This is a genomic window from Pandoraea anapnoica, from assembly GCF_902459765.1.
Classification (GTDB): Bacteria; Pseudomonadota; Gammaproteobacteria; order Burkholderiales; family Burkholderiaceae; genus Pandoraea; species Pandoraea anapnoica.
Genome location: NZ_CABPSP010000001.1, coordinates 161,264 through 182,700 on the forward strand (window position 1 = coordinate 161,264; position 21,437 = coordinate 182,700).

General features: G+C 63.6%; 23 protein-coding genes. 5 read left to right on the top strand and 18 right to left on the bottom strand.

Translation table 11 applies throughout. The features are described from left to right. Positions 1 to 52: 52 nt before the first annotated feature. From PAN31117_RS00780 to PAN31117_RS00795, 4 genes are all read right to left on the bottom strand, one after another. Positions 53 to 469 carry a hypothetical protein gene (locus PAN31117_RS00780; RefSeq protein WP_150736524.1) on the bottom strand — a complete coding sequence of 139 codons (417 nt, stop codon included), beginning with the start codon at positions 467 to 469 and terminating at the stop codon, positions 53 to 55. A gap of 284 nt (positions 470 to 753) precedes the next feature. Beyond that, positions 754 to 1,347 carry a hypothetical protein gene (locus PAN31117_RS00785; protein WP_174990738.1) on the bottom strand — a complete coding sequence of 198 codons (594 nt, stop codon included), beginning with the start codon at positions 1,345 to 1,347 and terminating at the stop codon, positions 754 to 756. A gap of 10 nt (positions 1,348 to 1,357) precedes the next feature. Next, positions 1,358 to 1,762 carry a hypothetical protein gene (locus PAN31117_RS00790; protein WP_150736526.1) on the bottom strand — a complete coding sequence of 135 codons (405 nt, stop codon included), beginning with the start codon at positions 1,760 to 1,762 and terminating at the stop codon, positions 1,358 to 1,360. A 216-nt stretch (positions 1,763 to 1,978) separates the two neighbouring features. Beyond that, the gene (locus PAN31117_RS00795) at positions 1,979 to 2,380 is read right to left on the bottom strand and encodes a hypothetical protein (protein WP_150736527.1); all 402 of its coding nucleotides are present in this window, start codon (positions 2,378 to 2,380) and stop codon (positions 1,979 to 1,981) included. 596 nt (positions 2,381 to 2,976) lie between these two features. Here PAN31117_RS00795 and PAN31117_RS00800 point away from each other — a divergent pair. The 4 genes from PAN31117_RS00800 (at position 2,977) to PAN31117_RS00815 (ending at position 6,620) form a co-directional block, all read left to right on the top strand. Continuing rightward, complete coding sequence (locus tag PAN31117_RS00800) at positions 2,977 to 3,453, top strand: hypothetical protein (protein ID WP_150736528.1); 477 nt, start codon at positions 2,977 to 2,979, stop codon at positions 3,451 to 3,453. Between the two features lie 259 nt (positions 3,454 to 3,712). Next, positions 3,713 to 3,988, top strand: a complete 276-nt coding sequence (locus PAN31117_RS00805; protein WP_150736529.1) for a hypothetical protein — start codon at positions 3,713 to 3,715, stop codon at positions 3,986 to 3,988. Positions 3,989 to 4,482: 494 nt separating this feature from the next. Beyond that, positions 4,483 to 5,532 carry a porin gene (locus PAN31117_RS00810; protein ID WP_150736530.1) on the top strand — a complete coding sequence of 350 codons (1,050 nt, stop codon included), beginning with the start codon at positions 4,483 to 4,485 and terminating at the stop codon, positions 5,530 to 5,532. 239 nt (positions 5,533 to 5,771) lie between these two features. Then, positions 5,772 to 6,620 (top strand): 3-hydroxybutyryl-CoA dehydrogenase, encoded by an 849-nt coding sequence (locus PAN31117_RS00815; protein ID WP_150575257.1) that lies wholly within the window; start codon positions 5,772 to 5,774, stop codon positions 6,618 to 6,620. 66 nt (positions 6,621 to 6,686) lie between these two features. Here PAN31117_RS00815 and PAN31117_RS00820 read toward each other — a convergent pair whose 3' ends face one another. From PAN31117_RS00820 to PAN31117_RS00870, 12 genes are all read right to left on the bottom strand, one after another. Then, positions 6,687 to 8,912: a hypothetical protein gene (locus tag PAN31117_RS00820; RefSeq protein ID WP_150736531.1), complete on the bottom strand. Its 2,226-nt coding sequence runs from the start codon at positions 8,910 to 8,912 to the stop codon at positions 6,687 to 6,689. Between the two features lie 98 nt (positions 8,913 to 9,010). Next, on the bottom strand, positions 9,011 to 9,187 hold the full coding sequence (locus PAN31117_RS26990; RefSeq protein ID WP_174990741.1) for a hypothetical protein: 177 nt from the start codon (positions 9,185 to 9,187) through the stop codon (positions 9,011 to 9,013). Positions 9,188 to 9,400: 213 nt separating this feature from the next. After that, complete coding sequence (locus PAN31117_RS00825) at positions 9,401 to 11,461, bottom strand: hypothetical protein (RefSeq protein ID WP_150736532.1); 2,061 nt, start codon at positions 11,459 to 11,461, stop codon at positions 9,401 to 9,403. Positions 11,462 to 11,669: 208 nt separating this feature from the next. Beyond that, the gene (locus tag PAN31117_RS00830) at positions 11,670 to 12,617 is read right to left on the bottom strand and encodes an NAD(P)H-dependent flavin oxidoreductase (protein WP_150664043.1); all 948 of its coding nucleotides are present in this window, start codon (positions 12,615 to 12,617) and stop codon (positions 11,670 to 11,672) included. A gap of 402 nt (positions 12,618 to 13,019) precedes the next feature. Beyond that, positions 13,020 to 13,943, bottom strand: coding sequence for an MBL fold metallo-hydrolase (locus PAN31117_RS00835; RefSeq protein WP_150736533.1), 924 nt, complete (start codon positions 13,941 to 13,943; stop codon positions 13,020 to 13,022). A gap of 50 nt (positions 13,944 to 13,993) precedes the next feature. Further along, on the bottom strand, positions 13,994 to 14,425 hold the full coding sequence (locus PAN31117_RS00840; protein ID WP_150736534.1) for a MaoC family dehydratase: 432 nt from the start codon (positions 14,423 to 14,425) through the stop codon (positions 13,994 to 13,996). 59 nt (positions 14,426 to 14,484) lie between these two features. Next, entirely contained in the window at positions 14,485 to 14,727 is a 243-nt protein-coding gene (locus PAN31117_RS00845) for a DUF1289 domain-containing protein (RefSeq protein ID WP_150736535.1), read from the bottom strand. Positions 14,728 to 14,760: 33 nt separating this feature from the next. Next, entirely contained in the window at positions 14,761 to 15,198 is a 438-nt protein-coding gene (locus tag PAN31117_RS00850; protein ID WP_150736536.1) for a thioesterase family protein, read from the bottom strand. Positions 15,199 to 15,248: 50 nt separating this feature from the next. Continuing rightward, complete coding sequence (locus PAN31117_RS00855; protein ID WP_150736537.1) at positions 15,249 to 15,767, bottom strand: YbaK/EbsC family protein; 519 nt, start codon at positions 15,765 to 15,767, stop codon at positions 15,249 to 15,251. Positions 15,768 to 15,809: 42 nt separating this feature from the next. Next, a complete protein-coding gene (locus tag PAN31117_RS00860; RefSeq protein ID WP_150736538.1) occupies positions 15,810 to 16,745 on the bottom strand; it encodes a hydroxymethylglutaryl-CoA lyase in 936 nt (311 codons plus the stop codon). A 92-nt stretch (positions 16,746 to 16,837) separates the two neighbouring features. Beyond that, the gene (locus tag PAN31117_RS00865; protein ID WP_150736539.1) at positions 16,838 to 17,782 is read right to left on the bottom strand and encodes a 2-hydroxyacid dehydrogenase; all 945 of its coding nucleotides are present in this window, start codon (positions 17,780 to 17,782) and stop codon (positions 16,838 to 16,840) included. A gap of 127 nt (positions 17,783 to 17,909) precedes the next feature. After that, positions 17,910 to 18,461 carry a YaeQ family protein gene (locus PAN31117_RS00870; RefSeq protein ID WP_150736540.1) on the bottom strand — a complete coding sequence of 184 codons (552 nt, stop codon included), beginning with the start codon at positions 18,459 to 18,461 and terminating at the stop codon, positions 17,910 to 17,912. 246 nt (positions 18,462 to 18,707) lie between these two features. Between PAN31117_RS00870 and PAN31117_RS00875 the strand changes: the two genes are divergently transcribed. Then, positions 18,708 to 19,544: an alpha/beta fold hydrolase gene (locus PAN31117_RS00875; protein WP_039395148.1), complete on the top strand. Its 837-nt coding sequence runs from the start codon at positions 18,708 to 18,710 to the stop codon at positions 19,542 to 19,544. A gap of 97 nt (positions 19,545 to 19,641) precedes the next feature. On the opposite strand, the gene PAN31117_RS00880 is transcribed toward PAN31117_RS00875, so the two are convergent. Together PAN31117_RS00880 and PAN31117_RS27670 are read right to left on the bottom strand one after the other, a co-directional pair. Beyond that, positions 19,642 to 20,025, bottom strand: a complete 384-nt coding sequence (locus tag PAN31117_RS00880; protein ID WP_150736541.1) for a helix-turn-helix domain-containing protein — start codon at positions 20,023 to 20,025, stop codon at positions 19,642 to 19,644. A gap of 604 nt (positions 20,026 to 20,629) precedes the next feature. Further along, positions 20,630 to 21,364 carry a helix-turn-helix domain-containing protein gene (locus PAN31117_RS27670; RefSeq protein ID WP_281349084.1) on the bottom strand — a complete coding sequence of 245 codons (735 nt, stop codon included), beginning with the start codon at positions 21,362 to 21,364 and terminating at the stop codon, positions 20,630 to 20,632. Positions 21,365 to 21,437 lie beyond the last annotated feature (73 nt).

Genomic DNA, 21,437 nt, shown 5'->3' on the forward strand with positions numbered 1-21,437 from the left:
CGTGTGAGCGGCGTGGAAACCGTCGCTGTCATGGGAGACAAATGAGCGCTCGTCATTGCAGCCCTCCCTGTCCGCCATGACCGGCATGCGGATCGACGGGCACGTCGGGAAGCGACGTTATCGGCATGGTGTGTCCCATCGCTTTGTGGCCTGGCTTGGCGGGTGGACTCATGGCATGTCCACTGTGGCTCGTCATGTCATGACCCGAACCGGACATCCCGGGCATGCCCGAGACGCTGGCGTTCACCATGCGCCAGTCGCTTGTCGCGACGGACAGCGCGGGCCGGATGAAGTCACTCAGAACGGCGACGGGGGGCGGTCCGGCAGAGGCGTCGGCAGACGCGGGATCGTCGGAGACGACTATTGTTGTCGTCGGTTCAGCGGCGACTGCGGGTAGCGAACTCACGCCCCACAGCGATAGCGCGACGGGGAACCGCCAGGCGTGCTGTCGTAAGGAAAAAAAAGGCATCGAAAAACTCGTCGATCTGGCGATGCCGGGCGACGTGACGCGAGCACTGGAAGACTGCGCGCACGGCATGGCACCGCACGTTCATCGGGCAGACCGACTTACGACGCACGTGACGTGGCGGCAATCACAACAGCCGCGACCTCAACACGCAGTTCAGGGGTAGCCGTGTCAGTCACGAGGCGGTTCGTAAATCAGTCTGACGGGGGAACGGAGACGGCGGCATCCGACCGGAGCGCGCGGGCGTCAGGTAACGCTGCCGCGATGCGTGTCGCAATGCGAAGCCGTCAGACGGCGAGGGCTTTGGGAGGACGTTCGAGGACGGCGACGATGGCGCTAGTGGCCGACGTGCGAAGGAACGGAATGGCGGCGGAAGGCTGTGCGTCAGGCACGCGCAGCACGACGCTTTGCGGCAGGGCGGTGCAGACGACGCACGCCGCGCAGGCCGAGCAACTGGCGTGTTGATTGTGCGATGTCTGCGGTGTGTGCGATGACGCGTGCGTGGCGTCGCTCGTATCGCTGGCCGTGACTGTCGCCGCGTTTTTGTCGCTGTGATGATGCATGCCGGACATGGCGTCACCGGACATCGTTGCGTGATCCATCGCCATGGTTGGCGTGTCGTCGACCGTCGCAACGGACGTGCGCTGCATCGAAGCCGCAGGCGATCCCGGCGCGCAATGCGTGCGCAGCGCGGCCATGGCCTGTAACGGCATGGTCACGCACAACAGCAACAGCACGAGGAGTTTGCGCCAGCGATTCATGCTGCGCAGTCTAGCATCGCCCGCGCGTCGCTCGCAAATCGACATGCGGCGCACCATCGTGCGCATCGACGTTCGTCGACCGCCGCCGCAGGCGTCCATTAACGCCACACCAACGGCCACGCCGTTCGTCTCAATGCTCGAAAAGATGGAACGTCTCGAAGTGCGTGCGCCGTCTCGACAGCGCGACGAGGTTGACGACGCACACCAGCGCGACGAGCACGAACAACGGTGCGGAGACCTCGATGGTGTCGCGCGCGAGCAGCGAGATGAGCGTGAGCGCTACCATGAGCGTCAGCAGCACACGGTGCAGCCACGCCGCGAGCTTCAAGTGCCGCTCGGACTGTGCGACGAGCACGACCAGCGAGACGTAAAACGGGGCGGCAATGACGGCGAGCACGCAGAGTGCGAGCAGTACGCCCAGCACGCTGGTCAGCCGTTCGTGCCCGTCGGCGGCGCTCGATTGCACGCCCACAACGGTTGCCGCCGCCAGGTAGAGCAGCATCAGTCCATCCAGAACGATCGCGAGTCGGTTCATGACATCTCTCCGGCGTAAAAGAGTGCGGAGGTGCAGCGGTACAGAGGTGCGCAGGCTTAGCGCCCGGCGCAGTCAAATCGTCTGAGTCATCTGAAAAAGCGCTGAAAAAGCGGGCCGATATCCTGCCGGTGTCATGAATCGGTCACCGGCGGCAGGCCAGACTAGCCGCGAATCACGATATTCCTGTGACAGCGGCCGACAACGCGAGTGCCGTCGTCAGCGTGGCGGTGTCGGCGTGGCGCAGGGGCGAGGTCGACCGTCCGTTTGCAGCGCCTCGGGGAGCATTAGACCCAGCCAGATGGCCGCGGCGTCGACTTCGGCCGGATCCGACGCTACCTGTACGCGGTAGATCGCGACGTTGCCGCAATCGTCCCCGCAAAACAGATCGCGCTCCAGATCGGCGATGACGTCGAGCCGCTGCTGAACACGGTAGAAGCCAAGCGGCGTGAGTTCCTGCACCAGCGCAGCAAGCGTTTCGGGATAGAGAAACAGACGCGACGGCCAATGGCCGTGACGATGGCGAAATTTACCGAGCGCACCCAGCACGTGCGCAAGCGTGCCACCATGACCGCGAACGAAGTCGATCAGGTGCGGCGTGCCGTAACCATTGGTGTACACAAACGCTCCGTTGACTTCCCGAAGGTGAGTGCCCGGTAAATATTGGTCTTGTGATTCGATAGTTGCAGACCGGCACGCGCGGCGAAATCCGCACTTTCGCTTAGTCCGTCGGCATGAGTGTCAGAGCAGAGGTGTCGGTGCAAATGGAAACCGGCGGGCTAAGCCGCCGGTTGAGGCCCCATCGGGGCATCGCCAGCCGCGTGTACCGGCGCGGCATGGTATGGGCCAAGGAGACTTGGCACCGAAGGGCATTGCCGTCATGCATCGGACCACCATCGGTCCCCGGCCGTGCCTATGCAGTTTGACTGCGCTTTGAGTATAGGTCGCGTGCGCCGCACGCCAATCGGCTTTTTGGATGAGCGCGCCGTCAACCCACGATGCGAACTATCAGGCACTTCCGGACTCGAAATGGCGCAAGTTTTCCCTTGTGACCGTGGTTTCGTCGGCGCGCACTTTGCGTTCTAATGTCACCATTCCAGGCGATATCGAAGTGGTCCGCGCCCGCACGACCCGGTCACCGCTAATGCGCCGTACCCCAGTCAAACATTCCAATAATGGCAACGAAATCTTTTCAACGATGGGCTTTGCTGGCATGCATGTGTACTGCACAGTCGGCCTTTGCCGCCGACCAGTGCGAAGGCATTCTGATGCTGGCCAAGAGCGCACAAACCGGTTTTGAGGACATCTCCGGGCCGCTGGTGGCCAAGAATGAGCGCGGCGAGAGCTATCAGGCGACGTATTCGGTGCCCGGCGGCGATTGCAAGGTGTTCCGCGCGACCGGACTCGCCCCGACCTACGAGTGCATCTGGGATTACCAGAAGATCACGCCGATGGATTTGCGCAATCAGGCGCAGAAGTTCGCGACAGACATGGCGCGCTGCACGCGCGGCGTGACGACGATGCGCACGACCACGACGAACCCGGCCGGGCTGCCCGCCGAATGGCAGAGCGCGAGCCGGAAGTACGCGCGTCCGGTCAATTTCACCATCACGGCGCAGGATCTCGTCACGCCGCGCGGCGACCGCATGCGTGAGATTTCGTTGTCGGTGGAAAAGCAGATCGGCGACAAGTGATTCGAGGCGCTGTCGCCCGTTCAGCCCCGCTGGGCTTGGGTTTTCGCCGATTCATCCGGCAAGCCCGAATCGCATTCGTCGCCCGGTTACAAACGGTTGCAGACCGCATCGCGTATTAACATCTTTTCAGTCGACGCTCATTCGACTGTCCCGGTAAAGTCATTCGTGAGGTGTATGGCGCATTGGCAACCCGCCGATGCGGGACGCACCTCGTGAAACCGGCCCCACCGTAGCGGCCGGGAGATGTGGCTGAACCCAAATGAGTGCGCGACTTCGCTGTTGTTTCCTGTTACTGCTGGTATGTGTCTACCCTGCCTGGGCCGATGGCGGGCGTGGGCGCGAAATGCTGGACGTGAACAAGGCGTCGTTGCGTGAAGACATCAGCCGTTTCAACGCCGACCGGGGTCGTGGACAGGCGGCTTATCCGAACTGGGCGTCGCCCGCAGAACCCCGTGAGCGTCAGTACACACCGCAGGGTGAGCCGCGCGGCCAGCGCGGCAATGAAGGCGGCGGACGCCGGGGGCGTGGCTTCTAAGGCGACGCCATGAGGTGCACCCGCGCACCCGCGCACCCGATGAGGCACCCCAACGCCTCGCCAGTTCCACCGCTCAATCCTGCAGCACCCCTCCATAGCCTTCCCCGATCTGCACCGAATGTTGCACATGTGCAACATCGGATGCGTTCCTCCCTCCCCAAAGACATCCGTTAGTCGCACTTGAGCGATGTCCATGATTCGCGCATCACACGGCGAATGTGAGCGGTTGCTAACCCCGAAATATACGCCTTATATCGATCCCGTTATACCGGGATTAATTGTGGCGCGGATGGTCGTCCGAATTTTGTCTCTCCACCATTTCCCAGCCACTTCGTGTGGTGCATTTTTCCTTGCCGTTCCGGTCTTTCTGCGCACGGCGGGGCTGTGCGAGAATCACGGCCGTTTATCAGGGAGGCGCTTCTCGAAAGGGCGCCAGCAGGGTCCCGTGCAGGGCGGGAGCAGGCACACAAAATACATAAACCAAGGAGAAGTCAATGAAGCGCAGTATGGCCAAGGGCATGGGTGGGGCACTCGTTCTGGGCGCGTGCATGGGGGCGGTGAGCGCACCGGCACTCGCACAATCGAACGTCACGCTTTACGGTCAGGTCGACGCCTGGGTGGGCGCGGTCAAGAACCCCGGCGGCGACCGGGCATGGACGCAGGGCGGCGGCGGTATGTCGACGTCGTACTGGGGCATGAAGGGTAACGAAGACCTCGGCGGCGGCCTGAAGGCTGTCTTCGTGCTGGAAGATTTCTTCCGTCCGCAGAACGGTCAATACGGCCGCTTCCAGGGCGACTCGATGTTCTCGCGTAACGCCTACGTCGGTTTGCAGTCGGACACGGCCGGTACCGTTACGATCGGTCGCCTGACCACGTCGTACTTCGTCTCGACGATTCTGTTCAACCCGTTCGTCGATTCGTACACCTTCAGTCCGATGGTGTTCCACACCTTCATCGGTCAGGCCGGTCAGGGCATCGTGGGCGACTCCGGCTGGAGCAACGCCGTGATGTACACCACCCCGAACTTCAAGGGGCTGACAGGCGCTGTCTCGTACGCCTTCGGCAACAAAGCGGGCGAAACCGGGCAGAACAAGTGGAGCGCCTCCGCGCTGTATTTCAACGGCCCGTTCGCCGCGACCGTCGCTTACCAGCAGGTCAAGTTCGACTCCGTGCCGGACGACATGGCCGGCATCACGGGCTTCCGCAGCCAGCAAGCACTTCAACTGGGCGCGACGTACGACCTGCAAGTCGTGAAGTTCTTCGGCCAGTACCAGTACATCCGCAACAACATCACCGGCGGCGGTGTGTCGGAGAACGGCGGCCAGCTCGGCGTGTCGGTGCCGCTGGGCAACGGTAAGGTGCTCGCGTCGTACGCGTACACGAAGAGCTCGGGCGCGAGCAACGTCAACCGCAAGACGTGGGCGCTCGGCTACGACTACAACCTGTCCAAGCGTACCGATATCTACGCCGCGTACATGAACGACAAGGTCAGCACAATGTCGGGCGGCGACACGTTCGGTGGTGGCGTTCGCATGAAGTTCTGATGCCACGGCGCGCGCGCATCCGATGCGCGTGACGGTGGAATCGACGAAGGGGCAGACCGTGGGGTCTGCCCCTTTTTCTTTCGGCGACGGCGACGTGCGGGAAGCGCCCCGTCAATCGCATCGGCCATTCCGCACAGCGGTTTCATGTGTCACCGATCCGACGTGTCCGCGCTATGATTTGTGCACCGCGCAAGACGGTATTCCCGCCACCTTTCAAGCACAAACGGAGCAGAGACGACATGACGATTCAACACGTAGGCATCATTGGCGCTGGCACGATGGGTAACGGTATCGCACAGGCCTGTGCGGTGGCCGGACTGCCGGTGACGATGGTCGACATCAGCGACGCGGCTGTGCAAAAGGGCGTGGCGACGATTGCCGGCAGCCTCGACCGCCTCATCAAGAAAGATAAGCTCACCGCAGCCGACAAGGACGCTGCTCTCGCGCGCATTACGACGTCCACCGATTACGCCGCGCTGGGCACTGCCGATATCGTGATCGAAGCGGCTACCGAGAATTTCGACCTGAAGGTGAAGATTCTCAAGCAGCTCGAAGGGGCGGTGAAGGAGGGGGCGATCCTCGCGTCGAATACGTCGTCGATCTCGATCACGAAGCTGGCTGCCGTGGTCGCCAATCCCGACCGGTTCATCGGTATGCACTTTTTCAATCCGGTGCCGCTCATGGCCCTCGTGGAGCTTATTCGCGGACTGCAAACGAGCGACGAGACGCATGCGCGCGTTGACGCGCTGGCGCGTCAGTTGGGCAAGTCCCCGATCACGGTGAAGAACGCGCCGGGCTTCGTCGTCAACCGGATTCTGGTGCCGATGATCAACGAAGCGTTCTTCGTGCTCGCGGAGAATCTCGCGTCGCCGGAAGAAATCGACGAAGGCATGAAGCTGGGTTGCAATCATCCGATCGGTCCGCTGGCGCTGGCCGACATGATCGGTCTGGACGTCTGCCTCTCGGTGATGAACGTCTACTTCGAGGAGTTCGCGGACTCGAAGTATCGTCCGTGCCCGCTGCTCAAGGAGATGGTCGCGGCTGGCTATCTGGGGCGCAAGACCGGGCGCGGCGTCTATACGTACTGAGTGGTGGGAAGCCGGCGCGTGCAACGCGCGCCGGAGGTTGTGACCGATGTGACCGAAGGGCGGCGCTCAAACGCCGTCCGCGCCGTCGTCATCGTTCGCCAGCGGCGATTGGGGCACATCGAGAGACCTCAGCGAACTTGACGAACCTCGTGCCACCGACGTACCGCCCGAACTCGACGTTCCCGACACCGTACCGGCACTTCCCTGACTCGCCAGACTCCCCCGGCGGCTTGTCCCGGTGCGGCGCGGCCCGAGCGGGCGCGTGAGCGAGACGCGGTACGCGTCGCCCGACCGATGGCCGACGTCGGCGAACGCTGCGTCGAGCACGCGCTGAGTCTCCTGCAGGTCGTTGGAGCGCGCAAAACCGACCGCTTTCACCTGGCTCCAGGGGTCGAGCAAAAGCGTCGTGTCGTGGGCCTTCATGATGAGTTCGGCGAAATTGTTGCCGGAGATGCCGTCGATGCCAGGGCCTTCGTATTCGACTGGCGTTGCAAGTTCGAGAGCATCTATTAACGATTCGGATTCCGTATAAAGAACGAGCGCATGAGGCGAGCGTCCTTTCGGATGAACGGTAATCATGCGGATGCAGTCGCCGTGAACGCCGTTTTCGATCAGAAAGTGAAAGAGAATTTCGGCGTTCTCCTGACAAAATGCTTCCGTGCCCAGATTCATACGGTAATGACTCGCTGTGACGATCGCGGCGAGTCGTTGCTGTTCGTAGAGGGGCGAGGCGGGCGGAATGCGCTCGAGAGCGACGCGGATGGCCTCGCGATTCGGGATGATCGAGTAGTCGCGAAAGCGCTGGAGGTCCGGCCGGTTGGATCGCAGAAGCTTCAGTCGCGATACGTCGTTGTAGGCCGAGAGAATCGCGTTCTGCGCGTCGGCATCTCGCAGATGACTGAGCACCGCGTCGACCTCGTGGCGATTCAGGGCGATGCTGTCGGGCGTCGTGACACGACTGTTTCCGCAACCGCCACCGCACATTCGCAGCGCCTCATGCGCGACCCAAAGATCCAGATGTGGGTCGTACGTGACGGGCACCTGCGCCTTCGTGCGGCGCGGCGAGTCCACGAGCCAGTGATCGGCGTTGGACGCCTGACTCGCGAGGTAGAAGCCGTTCGCGCCGCGCAGGTATTGCTGACCGTCGACGATCACCAATCGCGTTGCGTCATCGGACGGCAAGCGGTGTGCCGGGATCTGTTGCGCATATCCCTGCAAATATGTTTGCTCACCAGCGATGAACAATTCGGGCATTTCATCGGACACGTTGCCAAGCGCAACGTCCGGCTCGGGAACATCGACGTCTGCAGGGGCGATCATGCGCTCCAGATCGGTTGCAGCCACCTTTTTTCCGGCATCCTTCACTGACTTCTCGGGTGATTCGATGTGGACGGCGTCCGACGGCCCGCCGGACTTTTCCACCGTCGCTGGTGCGGCCTTCTTGCCCACCGTACTCAGCCGGGCCGGTCTCAGGGCACTGCCGAGCGGACGTGCCAGCGCCCGAGGGTCGGCACTCTGCACAATGGAAATGATGCGATCTGCCGTGATGGGGTTGCCGTCGATGCCGTCGGCCACGGCATTTGCCACCTCCGAGGGGAGGCGCAATAGCGCAACTTCAGGGATCAGACCCGTACCTACGTCTATGAGATGAGCGCGCTGCTGAATTTCCTCGCGCATCGGCTGACTGACGGTGTTGCCTGTCAGCAAGGTATACAGGTCTGCGACCGAGTCGCCGAAGTACCGGAACGGGGCGCTGCCGGTGCCGATCGATCTGAGCACCTCATGCGGGGAATACTGATCTTTGAGCGTCATCGGTCGATTGATCGGTTCGGCGCGAACGGCGGTGTCGACGTCGCCCGGCATCGGCAGCGCCTGATTGAGTAGCGCTGGCGGCGCGCAGCCGGACGCATCACCCTCCGCGTTGTCATTGCCGTGGCACCGACGCACGGTTTTCGGTACGAAGGCTGCGACGGGGCCTGCCGAGGCGACAGGCGCGATCAGGTTGGCGACGAGCATGAGCGCGAAAGCGGCAGGCCAGACGGTCGGCGTGGACGAGGCTGCGGTTTTGCGTCGCGGGCGGTCCTGCATCAGAGGCGAATGAGTTTGCGATGTGCGCAACGTATGCGATTGCGTCGTGAGGCGCGCCAGAGCGAAAGCAGTGCTGAAGGGTTGTTCCGTTTGCACATGCACACGGGTGTCTGCGCGCGTCGACGCCTTGCGATGCTGCACGGCGTGCGAGAGCGAATAAGCGGGAGCCACGGCGGTGGCGCGACGATAGGAGGCATAAGGCATAGCAGCGTCTCCGAAGGTGCGTCCTGTCACGACGCGCGACGAGTACGAATGGGGAAATCGAACGGTTCGCGTCGCGTGACGACGCAGGCATTCACTTTTTAGCGTTCCGGCACGCCTGCCGCCGACAGCTCGTCCGGTGACGATGGCGTGTCCGCTTCGTGTCTGAGACCGTCGACATCCGGCGCATGCACATCTGCCGGGGCCGGACGACGAATCACGATGCTGACGTAGTGGGGTGTGAAGTGCCGGGGACTGTGATGCAAGGCGTGCGGCATGGCGTCCTCTCTCGAAGTGGTGGGCCACCGGTTTCGGCAAACGCGCTGCGCCGCGTCATTCCGGTGGCCCGGGAGAACAAGACTGCCATCGCACCGATGTGCCGGGCTTGCGCATCGGTCGGAACGGTTATCGTTTTTGGATGATCATTATTTCGGATAGCGATGTAAATGCGGGTTACGCGCGAAGCGTTTCATCCCGCCTAAACGCTCGCGTCACGTTGTACGGGCGGTCAGACTTCCCCCGCTTCCCGAACCGCCGGAGTCTTTCGATCCCTGAGATCCTTGAGATCCGCTTGACCCCTGTGAGCCATGCGAGCCACGGGATCCGCTCGGGTTCGGCCGCTGTGCGAGTGCACGATCGCGAGGTGCCGGGTATGGGCGCGTCAGCGAGACCCGGAAAGGCCTCCCGGGCCGGTGTCCAGTGTCGGACAACGCTATATCCAGCTCGCTCATCAGTTCCTCGATGCAGTCCGTATCGACGAACGAGGAGGCTTTGACCCGGCTCCATGGGTCGAGAAGAACGGTGGAGTCGCGCGTCAGGAACAGCGCCGCAGTGAAGCGCTCTCCACTGATGCCGTCGACGTAGCCCGCGACCGGTGGTTGCGGCGTCGACAGATCGAGAAGATCGATGAAATGATCCGACTCGGTATAGAGCACCATGACGTGCGCGGGCTGACTCCTGGGTTGCACCGTCAAGATGCGGATGTGATGACTGGGTACACCACGCGCAAGCAGGTAGTGAAACAGAATCTCGGCGTTCTCCTGACAGAACGCTTCCGGGCTGAGGTCGTAGGTGCCGGTGTCGACATAGGCGTCGTAGTGAATCGCCGTGATCTCGGCCGCTTCGCGTTGTTGCTCGAAAAGCGTCGCGTACGGATCGAGACGCATGAGCTGCGGGACCAGAATCTTCCGGTGGCCGACGATGGAGTTGTCGCGAAACGGACGCAGATCTTCTCGATTCGTGCGCATCAGATGCAGATGGCTGAGATCGCGATAGGCGAGCTGAATGGAGTCCCGCACGTCGCGGTCGGGAATGTGGCGAATCGCATCGGCGATCTGGTTCTGACTCATCGCAACGCTGTCGGGCGTCGACTCCCGGCTTGGACCGCACCCGCCACCGCATAGCCGCAGCGGCGCTTGTGTCTGCCATCTGCCGGTCTGCGGGTCGTACGTCACGGGCACCTGCGCGCGGGTGCCGCGCGGAGCGTCGACCAGCCAGTGATTCGCATGCGGCGACTTGGTCAGACGATAGAACCCGGCCTCTCCGCCGAGATAGTGGCGAGCACCGACGACGAACAACTGGGGATGTGATGCGTCGGGGTGTGCCCCGGTCGGGAGCACCTGCTCGTATCCGCGGAGATGGTCGCGTTCGCCTTCGATGCGAGGTTCGTCGAGGCCCTCCCCGACACTTGCGTCAGCGGGCGCGGCCGCAACGACGTCGTCTTCGGCTCCGGCTTCGACGTCGAGGACCTCGTGAACCGACGCGGAGCGCTCAACGACCATCACTTCCGAAGCCACGAGACCTGCCGAGGGATCATTCGTGCGCGTCGGCATTGACACGCCTAATGCGCGTGGGTGGCTCATCTGGATCAAGGCACCGATGCGTTCGGCATTCGTAGGTTTGCCCTCGGCCGCATCGGCTGCCGCTTCCGCCATATAGCCGCCGAGACGCGCGCTTTGTACCGATGGAATCAACGCCGTCACCATGTCGATGAAGCTGCCGACGTCCTTCACGGTTTCCAGCGTTTCCCGGTCGAGCTCTTCGCCAGCGACGAGGACATGCATCTCGTTGATCACCCGCCCAAGATTCTGGAACGGCGCGCTCGATGCGCCGAAGGCGCGCATCACTTGAGGCAATGAGTAGTCGGACTTGATGGCGGCACGAGGTGCGGGAACGCGTTGCATGTCTTCCAACGCGCCTGTGGCGATATCGGAGGCATGGAGTGCGGTGTCATCGGAATGGACGTCGACTGGGCGATGCTTGTCTTTTGAAAGAGGAAGCCCCGGTCCCGCCAGCGTGTGCTGCGCGAGATTGGCGACGACCGTCAGCGCGAACACTGTCTGCCAGCGCGCAGCGGAGGATGCGCTGCCCGGCGTGTTTCGGCACGGACCATTCGCCGGGGTGACGTGCGCACGCGGCGAGGCGCGCGTCCCGCGAAAATGATGCGGAAACTCATGCGCGCCGAAGCGGCTGCTCTGGCGACGGTTTGCGGTAGGGGAGAGTCTGTAGCAGGGCGCGGAACCGATCGCGCGATGGTGTGGCACATGCGACATGGGAAGGCCTCCGTAGAGCATATAAGGCGGGCCGTGCATGTGTTCTCGACGACAGTGTCATGCGCCAGCCCTGGGGGAGGAGATTGCCACTGGCATGCGTGCGAATGCTTGCGTTTCGTTGGGTCGCGCTGTCGGTTCTGCGAAATTGCGAGGGGATGTCGAGGCTGTTATACGACGCGAGACGAAAGCCGCCTCGCGCCGTGACACATCAGCCCGCCAGACGCTTGCGCGTGTCGTCGTACTCCTGCTTCAGGCGCGCAACGATGTCGGCCGCCGGACGCACGTCGTCCATCAATCCCACCCCCTGACCCGCACCCCAGATGTCCTTCCACGCTTTTGCCTTGGAGAAGTTCATCGCGGTCTTGTCGGCCGTGGGAAGGTTTTCGGGATCGAGACCTGCATTCAGAATGCTCTGGCGGATGTAGTTGCCAGACACGCCGGTGAAGAGGTTCGTGTAGACGATGTCGTTGGCGCTGGCGTCGACGATGGCCTGCTTGTAGGTGTCGCTCGCGTTCGCCTCGGTGGACGCGATGAAGCGCGTGCCGATGTAGGCGAGGTCTGCGCCCATCGCTTGCGCGGCGAGAATCGAACCGCCGTTGGCAATCGAGCCGGAGAGCACGATGGGGCCGTCGAAGATCTTGCGCACTTCGCCCACGAGCGCGAACGGCGAGAGCATGCCCGCATGTCCGCCCGCCCCGGCAGCCACCAGAATCAGGCCATCCACACCGGCTTCGAGCGCCTTGTTGGCGTGACGCAGATTGATGACGTCGTGCAGCACGATGCCGCCGTAGCTGTGCACGGCGTCGAGCACTTCCTTGGGCGGCGCACGCAGGCTCGTGATGAAGATCGGCACCCGATGTTCGACGCACACCCGCACATCGTGCTCAAGCCGTTGATTCGACTGATGCACGATCTGGTTGACGGCGAGCGGGCCGACGACGGCATCGGGGTTCGCGGCCTTGTACGACGCGAGCTCTTCGGTGATGCGCGACAACCAGTCTTCGAGAATCTGCGGCTCGCGCGCGTTGAGCGCCGGGAACGAGCCGACGATACCGGCCTTGCATTGCGCGAGCACCAGTTCCGGGTAGCTCACGATGAACATCGGCGACGCCACGACAGGCAACGCCAGGTTTTGCAGAATCTTGGGAAGGGCCATGAAGTCTCCTGAGGCAGGACGTTCGGTGCGCGCTCGCCGGGACGTGATACTCGGGACGTGGCATGGCCGTCACGGCAATTTCGCGAACGATCGTTCGATTATAGGGGGATTCGGACGTCGCCCGGTGAGCGGTCACTCGAAGAAAGCTTCGGTTCCGATACGCTCATTGCTGCCCTATCAGGGAAAGTCCTCTTGGGTCGACGCCTTGTGCTGACTACGATAAAGACGCGTGCCAGGGGACACCGGTAGCCGGTGTCGCAGGACGAGCGCCGCGTTAGCGACCGCAGCGTTCGTCCGGCACGTCACGTCCTCAAACGCCGCTTGCCGTCACTGGCGAGTGGCGTTATTTTTTTGCCGCCGGAAAGGGACCTGCAATGCCGTCACACGCAGACGCGCACCCGCTTACACAGCGTGCAACGTGTCCGTCTCGGTGTCGTAGCGCAGCGCACCGGCCTTGGCCAGTTCCGCGACGAGCGTGTCGAGTAACGCAGGCCATCCGGAAGGCGGGGCGAGCATCGCCGCCGCATTGCGCCAGGCGCGCGCGGTGTCGAGCGTCGCCTTGAGCGTTGCACCCGTCATCCGGCCTTCCGCCATCAACTTGAACACGATGAGTACCTTCAGCGCGTTGCGGGCGTTGCGGGCGGGATCGCTTTGCAGATAGTCGAGACGTCCGCGCGCGGCAGCGAGTGCACCGTCGATGTCGTCGAACGGCTTGCCGTGTCCGGGAATCACCAGCGAGACGTCGAACTGCTCGATGAGGTCGAGCACGGCGGCCTGCTCGGTGAATCCCGACTCGCCGTCGAGTTCCGGGAAGATCACGCCGAAGCCGCGCTCCCAGAGCGCGTCGCCGGAGATGAGAATGCCGTCGGCGGCGTTGTAGAGCATCAGCGCGTGCGGATCGTGTCCCGGCGCGCCGAGCACCAGCCATTCGTGCTCGCCGAGCGGCACGGTGTCGCCCGGCGAGAGCGTGTCGTCGAACGTAAAGCGCGCGCATTGCTGGCCGGTCGCGTCGAACGACAGGCGGCGCTCGTCCCAGTGACGCACGGGATCGGCCTCGGCGGCGGGCACCCATGTGCGGCAGCCATAGCGGGCCTGCAAGGCCGCGTTGCCGCCGCAGTGGTCCGAGTGCAGATGCGTGTTGATGAGGCGGGCGAGCGTCCGGCCTTCGGGCAGCGCGTGCGCCACGAGGGCCAGCGTTTGTTCCGAATGACTGACGTAGCCGCTATCGACGAGCGCGGGCTCGTCGCCGAGGAACAGCACATTGTTCGATGAGAGCCAGCCGCGCTCGAACACGCGCAACCCGGCGGGCAGGGTAAGCGAGGTCATTGGGCGTATCTCGTTAGGCGATGGGGATGTTCTTTCGCTTGCGTCAGCGATCAGGTCGGTTTGGCGCAGACGAGAATCTTTGCCGTGGCCGCGATCACCGTCTCGCCGTGCTGATTCACGGCCTCGCCGTCGAGCGACACGATGTCGCCTGCCAGCTTCTCCTTCCACAAACTGTCGGTGACCGTCCAGCGCACGGTGATGTCGTCGCCCGCGTGCACGGCGCGGCGCAGCTTCATGTCGAACTCCAGGCCGAGCGGTTGCGCCGTCTTCGAGTAGTGCGTGGCGAGGAGTGCTGCGAGATACGACATCTGCTGCGTGCCCGACGAGATCAGTCCCCCGAAACGCGGATCGGCTGCGGCGTACTCGGCGTCGAGATGCAGCGGATTGAAATCGTGCGCGAGCGCGGAGAATTCGCGAATCGAATCCGGCGAGAAGTGATGGCTGGCGGAGAACGTCTCGCCGACGGCAACGATTTTTCCCATGAGTAATGACGATAGTTGGGCAGAAATTGCGTGAGTGGTGGCGCGTATCGCGATAAGGGCTACGCGTCGCCGACGCCCGGTTTGTTCACGACCACGCGACGATGCATCTCGGGCGGCGCTTCATGCTCCGCACGGCGCGCGGGTAGTAGCGACCAGACGAGGCGTTTGGCGTCGTCCGCCATTGTCGACCACGCGGCGATCTCGTCGAGGGTGCGCCAGCAGCCCGAGCACCAGCCCGTCGCAGGATTCATGCGGCAGATGTTGGTGCAGGGCGACGGGACAGGGGAGTCGAACGAGGTCATAAGCGTGGGGGGCGAGCGCGTGGGGAGACGGCTTCAGATGGGCAGGCCGAGCTTGGCCGCTTTCTCGCGCAATTTGCCGTGAAAGCGCTCCTGATCGACGATCACGCGCTCATGCGTGCCCGAACTGATCTTGTCGAGACCGTCCCAGGCCGCGACTTCGAAGCGCAGCGTGCGCCCGTCGACGTCGATCAGCTTGCCCCGGATGCGCAACATGTCGCCTGCCGGTGTTGCCGCCAGATGCGTGAAGGAGACGAGCGTGCCGAGCGACTGCTCGCGCGGCCAGTCCAGATAGGGACGGATCGCCTGAAGACACGCACATTCCAGAATGCCCGCGAGATAGCCCGTGGCCAGCACCGCAGGCATGTCGCGGCAGAGTTCGACATCGTCGTAGAGTTCGGGGACCACGGCCTTCTTCGGCACGCGATACGTCCACTCGAATGTCAGGCCCGGCACAAGTTCGGGGCTCGGCATGGCAGGTCTCCTTGTTCTTGTGAGCGGTGACGGTGCGTCGACCGCTACGGTCAGCTTCGCAGCGCGACGTCGACGACCGGTGCGCCCGTCATCGCCACCAACTGCTGCGGCGTGAGGTTAAACACCGCGTGCGGGTGGCCAGCGGCGGCCCACAGGCTCGCGAGCTTCAGCAGGTCTTCGTCGATCAGCGTGACGGGCGAGACGACATGCCCGATAGGGCTCACGCCGCCAATCGAGTAACCGGTCTTCTCCTTGACGAAGCGTGCGTCGGCGCGGGCGAGTTCGCCCACTTGCGCGGCAACCTTCTTCTCGTCCACGCGGTTGATGCCGCTGGCAATGACGAGCACCGGGGTGTCGTCGGCCGCGCGACGGAAGATGATCGACTTGGCGATCTGTGCGACTTCGCAGCCGAGGCCTGCGGCCGCTTCTGCCGACGTCTTGCCGGTGGCGGGCAGCAGCACGATCGGCTGGTCGTGGCCCATGCCCGCGAGCAGCCGCGCGACGTGGCGCGCACCTTCGGGCAGTTGATGTTCGTCGGCGGATTCAGGGATCTGTGGCGTGTCGCTCATGGTCGGGGCGGTCGGGGCCGTGGGGGGCTTCAGGGGGCAGCGTTAATTAGTCGAGGCAGCGGCGTCTTTCAGTTTCGCGAGCATGGCGCGGCCCACGCGCGAGGCGTTCGGGCGGCCGATGGCTTGCGAAATGAAGTCGCCCGTATGCACGACTGCTTCGAGATCGATGCCCGTCTCGATGTCCAGTCCTTGCAGCAAATACAGCACGTCTTCCGTCGCGACGTTGCCGGTCGCGCCCTTGGCGTACGGACAGCCACCGAGACCGGCGACGGACGAATGGAAGATCGAGATGCCCGAGAGCAGCGCGGCGTAGATGTTCGCCGTGGCCTGACCGTAAGTGTCGTGGAAGTGACCCGACAGACGCTCAATGGGGAACACCTTCGCGCAGGCGTCCATGACTTCGCGCGTGCGGGTAGGCGTGCCGACGCCGATGGTGTCGGCAATGTCGATCTCGTCGCAACCGAGCGCCGCGAGTCGCTTGACGACGTCGACCACGCTCGCGACCGGCACTTCACCCTGATACGGGCAGCCGAGTGCGCACGAGATGCTGCCGCGCAGACGCAGCCCCGCGTCTTTGGCCGCGCGAGCGACCGGCTCGAATCGCGCGATGCTTTCTTCGATGGAGCAGTTGATGTTGCGTTGCGAGAAGGCTTCGCTCGCGGCGGCGAAGATCACCACTTCGTTCGCCTTCGCGGCGACAGCGCCTTCGAAGCCGCGCATGTTCGGTGTGAGCACCGAATAGATCGTGCCCGGGCGACGCGTGATGCCCGCCATGACTTCGGCCCCGTCGGCCATCTGCGGCACCCATTTCGGCGAGACGAACGACGTCGCCTCGATGTTGGCGAAGCCCGCGGCTGAGAGACGGTCGATCAGCGCGATCTTGATGTCCGTGGCGACGGGCTGCTTTTCGTTTTGCAGGCCGTCGCGCGGGCCGACTTCAACCACTTTCACACGTTGCGGCAGATGAGATGCGGACATGGGGATCGGTCTCCTCTAATTCGTCTGGTGGGGATCGGCCGCGACGCGCCGGGCGGCGGCTCAGTCGTTTGTTGGTTCGCTTGTTCGTTTGCTCAATAGCCGCGCGTCAGGTCGACGATGCCGGTAATGGCTTCGCCGCGTGACATCGCGGCAATCTTTCCTGCGATCTGCGCGACGGTCTCGTCACGTAGCGTCAGCGCCGAGATGTGCGGCGTGACGGTGACCTTCGGGGCGCGCCAGAACGGATGTTCGGCTGGCAACGGCTCGGTGCGGAAGACGTCGAGCGTAGCACCGGCGATCTGGCCGCTGTCGAGGGCGGCCAGCAGGTCGTCGTCGACCAGATGCGCGCCGCGCGCCACGTTGATCAGGTAGGCACCCTGCGCGAGTTTCGCGAACAGGTCGGCGTTCAGCACATCCACCGTTTGCGGCGTGAGCGGCAGCAGGTTGACAAGAATGCGTGCGCCCGACACGCAGGCGTCGAAGCCTGCATCGCCGTGATAGAGGGTGATGCCCGTGTCGTCGTGACGTTCGCTGCGGCTCCACGCGCGCACGGGAAACCCGAACGTCTTCAGCGCTTTGGCCACGTGTGCGCCGAGGGTGCCGTAACCCAATACCGCGACGGGGAAGTCGGCGAGTCGGTTCGGTTTCTGGAATTTCCACTGGCCCTCGGTTTGCTGCGTCTGGAAGTCGTCGAGGCGGCGGAAGTATCGCAATGCGGCGGCGCTGACGTATTGCGCCATCTGGTCGGCCATGCCCGCATCTTCGAGGCGCACGAGCGGAACGCCCGGCGGCAGACGGTGCGCACTCTCGCCGCGCGCACCGAGCACGCCGTCGACGCCCGCCCCCATGTTGAAGATCGCTTTCAGACGCTCACGGGCTTGCAGGACTTCGGCGTTCGGCTTCCACAAGACGATGTAGTCGGCGGGGGCAGTGTCGCCCGGCTGCCAGCCGCGGATGTTGGCCTGCGGCAGATGCTCGGCGAGGCCGGTTTCATAGGCGGCGGTCTTGCCGTCCGGAGAGAAGATCAGGATGTCCATGAGGTGCGCGGCAGGCGTGGGTGGACGCGTGCCGTCGCAACAGCTGCGTTCACTCGATTTACGTTAACGTCAAGTGTAACGCAGCTTCGGCTCGCCCATGTATTGGGGCGAGGCCTGAGCCGGAGGCTCAGTTGCGGGCGGCCGCGCGCAGGGTTTCGAGCTTCACCGCGAAATTGTGGCTGTCGTCTGCGACCCAGACTTCGCCGTCCTGAATCGTGCATTGCAGGCGCATCGTGCGCGAGGCCAGCGCCGTCAGGGCTTCGGCGGATTCGTCGTCGAGCATCCGCACGGTGAGGTTCGACAGCCGGTTGACCTCCTTCTCGGTAGTTTGCCACCACACGGCGGCGGGCTTGCCGCCGTAGGCAATCACGTCAACGTGCTCGGCACGGCCTGCTGCTTTGACCAGACGACGGGCGTCCGGCTGGCCGACATCGATCCAGCGAACGATATCGCCACCGAAATCGTGCTCCCACAGGTCTGGCTCGTCGGCCGTTGAAATGCCCTTGCCGAACGAGAGACGTTCGCCCGCATACAACATGAACGCGAGCACGCGCACCATCATGCGCTCGTCGGTTTCCGACGGATGACGGGCAATCGTGAGGTTGTGGGATGCGTAGTAGTGACGGTCGAGGTCGGTGATTTGCACCTCGGCCTTATAGATAGTGGCTTTGAGCGCCATGCCGGGAAACCGCAGGATTGAAGAAAGTCGCAAGCATACACCAGGCGGTGCGGCGCGCTGTGTCAGGCGCGAGAGGGCCTTCGCGGGGCCGTTGAACGTAGCCAGGGCGCGTTTCGTCGCGTTTGGGCGCGTCGCCATCGAGGTCCGGTGGCACGCCTCCGACCGGCCCCTTAGCCCGTGGCGCGCCGCAGCAAAGGGGCCGCAAGCTCGGTATACTGGCGCCTTCGTCTTACCTGATGTATCGCCATGCCGGTTCCTGCACCGCAAACGATCGACGTCAACGGCTACCCGATGGCCTACGTCGAAACTCCCGCCCCCGCCGATGCTGTCGGCGCGCCGCTAGTGCTGGTTCACGGATCGCTCTGCGACTACCGATACTTCAAGCCGAACATGGCCCCGCTGGGGCAACGTCGGCGCGTCATCTCGGTCAGCCTGCGTCACTATTTCCCGGAAGCCTGGAATGGCCACGACGGTGAGTTCTCCGGTGAGCAACACGCCGAGGACCTTGCGGCCTTTATTACGGCGCTCGGTGTCGGCCCCGTTCATGTGCTGGGCCATTCGCGCGGCGGCTATGTCGCGCTGCGCACCGCGTTGCTCGCACCCGACACCGTCCGCTCGCTGATCCTCGCCGACCCGGGCGTGGAAATCAGCGGCGGCCCGGTGCAGATTCCGCTCGACAGCGAGCGCGGCAATTTCCGTGAAGCGGCATTGAAAGCCATCGAAGCGGGCGATATCGACGGCGGTCTCGCACTGTTTATCGATACGGTGAGCGGTCCGGACACGTGGCGTCGCATGGTGCCGTGGTTCAAACAGATGGTGCGCGACAATGCGCGCACGCTGATCGGACAAGTCGCCGAGCCGCGCACGCCGTTGCCGATCGATGCCCTCGGCGCACTCCACGCGCCGGTGCTGCTGATGGGCGGTGCCGAGAGTCCCGCGCCGTATCCGGACGTGCTCAACGCGCTGGCGTACGCGATGCCCGAAGCCCGTCGCATGGTGATTCAAGATGCGTCGCACGGCATGAACCTCGCCAATCCGATCGCCTTTCACCGCGCGGTCGACGCCTTCCTCGGCACCGACTGATCGCGCGAGCGCAGCGTCGGGTCCGGCGTCGTTCCCTGGCGCTGCCGCCCGCGCCTCGCCTGTCATGTGCGCTCGCTGCCGGGCGCGTCCTTCGATCTCATTCGTCACGCAACAAACCGTGGCCCAGCCGCAGGCTCAGAGTGCGGACCAGGTCGGCCATCCATGCCTGATCGCGATCGGACAACTTCTGCATGGCACGATTGAGCGACGGATACGGATCGCAGGGGACCGACACGCTCGCGCCGATGTCCGCCGTCATGCCGTTCGACGCGTCGAACGCCAGCAACTCATGTGGGGGTAGCCCCAACGTGTCGGCGAGAATGCAGATGTTGCGCAGCGAGATATTGCGTTTGCCGCGCTCGACACCACTCAGATAGGAACGTGCGAGACCGCTCTCCAGCGCAAGCTTGTCCTGCGCCCAGTTGTACTTCTTGCGCAAACCGGCGAGATGTCTGCCGAATCGAAATAAATTGGTGTCCATAAAAAAGTTTCCTTGTTCGGGACGAGAAGATTGGAACAAAAATCCGGCATCGGGGACGGTGCCTCGGGTGTCCATCGTTTGTGAGGCACGAACTACCGGGAGCGTCGCGCAGATTTTTTGCGGACTTTCGGAGAAGGCACAACGAGTGCAGACGTCCCGACGGTGGTGGCGGCGCTATTTCGCGTACGGCCCACCGCAGCGACGCGCTGTGAGACGCGTTGCCGCCTCCCCGTCAACCAGCGCCGCGCAGTGTGACACTGGTCTGACCGGTAGAAGTAGAGCGGGGATTCTGAAAGGTTCCGCGTTGGGATGTCACTCGATGATGACGAGCTGAGCCGGATATTGTGTCCAGCCTCGTGGAATTGCAGTAGGCGTCGACGCGCTGTCGCTCCTGTCGTCGTTGACGCGCACGTCGCCACGTTCTCTCCGTTCGGTGACGACGCGGTCCGCGCAAGAGCGGCTATTTTTAATAGGTTAACAAGTTACTTTTACGAGACGAATCAGTGCGCGACGCCCCCCGCGTGGCCGGGGGACTTTGCGCGATGTCCTAAGCACTAATGGCGTGGAGATGGCGCACGCTTTCGACCATCCCTCGCTTGCGCCCTCACTCGTGCTCTTCCCTTCTGGCAGGCCAGCGCAGTGGGTTCTCTTGCGCCACGACGTTCGTGCCCGGCGCTGCGGCCGGGCCGGGCGATCGATCCATTTCGCCGTCCTGCCGACGGTCCGGATCGGCGATGCGGCGAGAGACTTCGCTCGCCTGCGCGTCAGCATGCGTCACGTTGGCTTCAGAAGATGCGTCCGAGATTGCGGGGTAGCGGGTTGGCGAGGCGGAGGAGGTCTGATGTCGGACGGGAGATCCGGCGTCCAGGTCCCCACTGCGGTCGGGCGTGTCGCCGTCGAATGCGTCCTCATGCGCGCCGACGGACGCCGCGCCGTGGGAAGACTGTGCGTAGGCGCTCGTGGCTGACGGTGGGGCTGCATGACTCAGGCGTGAGCTGAGACTGCGAATGATCTCCGCGAGCCAGACCTGATCGCGGTTCTCCAGCTTGCACAGTGACCGGCTGATCTGTGGCAGCGGGGTGCGCTCGGACGCCACCGCCGCGTCTTCTGCGTTGCCTGCCGCCTGAGCGAAACGCAGCATTTCGGACGTTGGCACGCCCAGCGTGTCTGCCAACACGCAAATGTTGACGAGGGCGACATTGCGTCTGCCCCGTTCGATACCGCTGACGTACGAGCGTGCCAGACCGCTCTCGAGGGCAAGCTTCTCCTGCGACCAGCCGCGCGCCTTACGCAAGCGGGCCAGATGGTCTCCGAACAGGGCGAGTGGATTGGTTTGCATGGCGAACTCCGTTGACGAGTCACACAGCGTAATCAATCCCCCCGCGCCCTGCGACGTTATATCGCTCTCCTCC